Here is a 4,087-nt window from a genome sequence, read left to right as displayed (position 1 = left end):
GGACTTATACTAAACCAATTTTTAGCTATATTTGAAAACAGGATTAGGATATAAATAACCTAACCCTGAAATTTTGAACTTACACACTTTTTAGGATAGTGTCTCAAAGAAACAGGGCATTTTTCTATCTTTTACACAGATAAAGGTAAAATTCCTGGCTCAGTTCATTCTGATGGACATCATAATCATATTCACGGTAATTAATATAGAATTTTATGTATAAAACAAAACTATTTGGAGCATATTTACTACTACTTTTCATTAGTTGTAAAAAACTCACAAATAACAAAGTAAACACTAATAATAACATTCCTTTAAAAAGTAATTGTCAAATCCCTTTGGAGATTGAAAACTACTTAAAGAAGAATTCTGATAAATGGTCTAAAGTATCTTTAAATGACTTTAACAAAGATCTTGTAGGTTTTTTATTAGATTTTGCAAAGCATGAAAATAGTCAAATCTGCCCATATTCAATTTCTGGAGATTTCACTAATAATGGTAAAAAAGATTTTGCTATAATTCTTAGTAATAACAATTATAATGTAGAAGGGTATAATAATTATAACTTTCCTTTTTTATTAGTTTTCAATAATTTCAAGGAAAACTTAACACCACATATTGTATACAAAACAGGTTTATATAAAGACGATCTTATAAAAACAGTTATTTATAGTGAAGATGAATATGGAATTTTATCTTATTTAGAAAAAGGTAGTATTTGTGATATTAATGTCATTAATATCAATTACTTTGAAAAATCAGGTTTTTTCATATATTGGGATGAAGATAATATGAAATATCAGTTTTTAAATTATTTAGATAAAAATTTATGCGAAAAAATTAAGACAAGTAATACTCGAGAACCAATTTCTTTAGAAGGACAATGGAATTATAATTGTAAATCTGATTTGACAGAGTTTAGCATTAATAAAAAAAACGAAGTCTTTTTATCTTTAAACTCCGATAATTCAATATATATAAATTGTATTTTAGAAAAGAGTTCTAATAAAGACAATACATTTAACTTATTTTTTAATAATGTTGCTTCTCAAGAATATTATTACGAAGATAAGAAGAATGTTACTGAAAATGAAATTTCAAAAAAAGAAAGTATAGCTAGCATTAAAGTTATTAATGACAGAATAATAGAGATAGATTGGAAGGGCTTATACAATATGAAAACAAAAGAATTAGACTTTGTTGAAAATTTTATTTTTAAAAAAGAGAATAATAATATAAATCCAATCATTTTAAAAAAGTGTAATGAATAATATGATTTGACGATTATATTTAGAAGAGTAAGAAAATATTAAAAAATAATTCTTACAAATTTAGCAAAGAAATTACAGAAACCAACAACGCTGTAGTTCTTGGTGAGGAGTTAAACTTGGAACAGAATAAAAGCGAAGAAAAAGTATGCGAATGTGAAGCACGCTTAAGAGCTTTTATGAGGATGATAAGAATAGGTGAAGGAACTTCTGATGAAGGTGGTTATAAACGTATTGTTGGAGGTAGTTCTTTTTCAGATCACGGAAAAGATACGAGTAGCCATCCAAAAATATATATAAATATAATTCAACCGCCGCAGGCGCATATCAAATTACAAAAACGAATTGGAATGATTTGCCTTTTGTAAACTGGCGAAAGACTCAAAAACTTAATGATTTTTCTAAAAGAAGTCAAGACTTATATTGTGCATATCTTATAATTATAAAGAAAGGAGCCTTCAATTTAATTAAAGATGGAAAAATTATGGTGAATATAATCACGGTTCAATAGGTGTTGTGCAATCGTATCAAGACATATTAGGAATAACAGATATTAAGACCATTGGCAGATTAATGATTCAACGATTACAAAGCAAAAAGTTAAGAATAAAAGACTTGTGTTATTGCAATTCCAATCAAACCCTTAAAAAATGAAATAATGGATTACATTGTAATAATTCCCGCTTGTTTAGAATGATAAACAAAGAATTATTATATAATGATTTAAAGCATTTTGAGAATATCTTAAAAATGAAATAGAATGCTATATTGAGACATTTACGAGTCCACACTTCCAGCACTTACTCATTCTATCGTTCCGCGAAAGGCTACACCCTTTCAATCGCAAAAGCTTCCAGTTCCGCACAATACTAGTTATGTCCATTGCGCACCTACCTGCGGATAGACGCTACATTACCACAACCAGTATTTTTAGCCAACGCGCAATTCATCTTTTGTTTAATCTGTAGTACTAGCATCAAAATTCCAGAAGAAAGCTTATAAAAGCAACAACAAGCTATAATCACTTTTCATGCATTGTGTCGAATTATAATCATTTTTCACGAAAAGTAAACATTTTTCATATTATATTTGTAAATGAAATTCATATAAAAGCAAGATGAGTAATTATTTTTCACAACAAGTAACCTCTTTTCATAATAGAGACACACCAGAACCTGGCGTATTGGTTGGCTATGCTTTGTTGATAGAGTTTCTAATACAAGAAACAAATAAAGCAGTTCCTATCCCTAGGGAATTAGCTATAGTAACAAACAAACATCAAAAATATAAAACCGATAGATGGCAAGTCTTTACAAAGCGACATAAACCAAATAATGACATCATAAGTCATATCATATTTGCTATTAAATACGAAGGCATCAATCTGTATATTTTAAAACAACTGTTCCTTAATTTAGGAGAAGAAAGGATAAAAAAATATATACTAACAGAACCTACTGGGCAATATTCAAGACGCATATGGTTCTTGTACGAATGGCTATTAGTAAAAATAATAGATATCCCAGACCTAAAAACAGGATCCTATGTCGAGGTTGTAAATACAAAACTACAATATCCTGGTCCAACAGTAAATGCAACTAGGCATCGTGTAAAAAACAACCTCCCTGGAACACAGGGATTTTGCCCGTTAATCAATCGAACAGATAAAATAGAAGCTTATCAAAAAAAAGAGTTTTCTAATAAAATGGTGTTTGATTTAGAAGGAAAAGACAAAGATTTAATTCGAAGAACAGCCGCATTTTTGTTATTAAAAGATTCAAAAGCATCTTTTGCCATTGAAGGAGAAAAACCTGAAAACCTAAGAGCCAGAAATTGGGGAAAGGCTATTGGTCAAGCAGGTAAAAAAGAATTAACGCTTCAAGAGTTAGAGCGGTTACAGAATATAGTAATTGGCAAAAACAAACTCAAACAAATGGGATTAAGAACTAAGGAAGGATTTATTGGTGAACACGATCGAGAAACTTTTGCGCCTATTCCGGATCACATTTCTGCAAAAGCCCAAGACTTGCCAACACTTATGAAAGGGCTTATGGAAACCAATAAATTATTAAACCAAAGTGCATACGATCCTGTTCTAATGGCAACTGTAATTGCTTTTGGATTTGTGTTTATACACCCATTTTCCGATGGTAACGGTCGTTTACATAGGTATTTAATACATCATATTTTAATAAGAAAAGGATATACAAGTAGAGATATGATTTTTCCAATATCTGCAGCTATTTTAAATAATATTAGTAAGTATCAGGACGTTTTAGAAGCTTTTTCTGAACCGAGATTAGAATTAATAGACTGGGTAACAACAGAAGATCATAATGTTGAAATTTTAAACGATACTATAGATTTATATCGTTTTGCAGACTTAACAATTCAGGCTGAATTTTTATATGAATGTGTTGAAGAAACGATAGAGAAAATAATTCCAAACGAAATAAAATTCCTGGAACAACACGATAATATGTCGAACTTTATCAATGACCTTATAACGCTTCCAGATACTGACATTGATTTATTAATTAAGTTTTTAGTTCAGAATAATGGAAAATTATCTAAAATAAAAAAAGATAAATTTTTTAATGAGTTAACAGAAGAGGTCTTAAATAAAATTGAAAACAAGTACACTCAGGTTTTTAATGCATCGTTTAATGGATAGACAGTAATAATTTCAAAATTCGGGTAGGCAGGTAATCAGGTAGTAATCATAAATATCCTATTGAACCTAATTTATTACAACAGAACTTTGATGTAGAAAGAATACATCAAGTTTGGGTATCTGATATTACTTATATTCAAACAGA

General features: G+C 29.1%; 3 protein-coding genes. All 3 read left to right on the top strand.

The window, feature by feature from the left end; all coding sequences use genetic code 11:
• The first annotated feature begins 215 nt into the window (after nucleotides 1–215).
• Nucleotides 216–1,271: a hypothetical protein gene (locus AC2D8I_RS15910; protein ID WP_484707097.1), complete on the top strand. Its 1,056-nt coding sequence runs from the start codon at nucleotides 216–218 to the stop codon at nucleotides 1,269–1,271.
• A 116-nt stretch (nucleotides 1,272–1,387) separates the two neighbouring features.
• Complete coding sequence (locus AC2D8I_RS15905) at nucleotides 1,388–1,636, top strand: hypothetical protein (protein WP_484707095.1); 249 nt, start codon at nucleotides 1,388–1,390, stop codon at nucleotides 1,634–1,636.
• Nucleotides 1,637–2,385: 749 nt separating this feature from the next.
• On the top strand, nucleotides 2,386–3,942 hold the full coding sequence (locus tag AC2D8I_RS15900) for a Fic family protein (protein ID WP_484707094.1): 1,557 nt from the start codon (nucleotides 2,386–2,388) through the stop codon (nucleotides 3,940–3,942).
• Nucleotides 3,943–4,087 lie beyond the last annotated feature (145 nt).

The sequence above is a fragment of the Lacinutrix sp. YIN62 genome (assembly GCF_057219185.1).
This window is presented reverse-complemented; position numbering and strand designations above follow the sequence as displayed.

Coding starts and splice junctions, on each gene's coding strand:
- AC2D8I_RS15910 (WP_484707097.1), top strand. CDS start 216: ATGTATAAAACAAAACTATTTGGAGCATATTTACTACTACTTTTCATT.
- AC2D8I_RS15900 (WP_484707094.1), top strand. CDS start 2,386: ATGAGTAATTATTTTTCACAACAAGTAACCTCTTTTCATAATAGAGAC.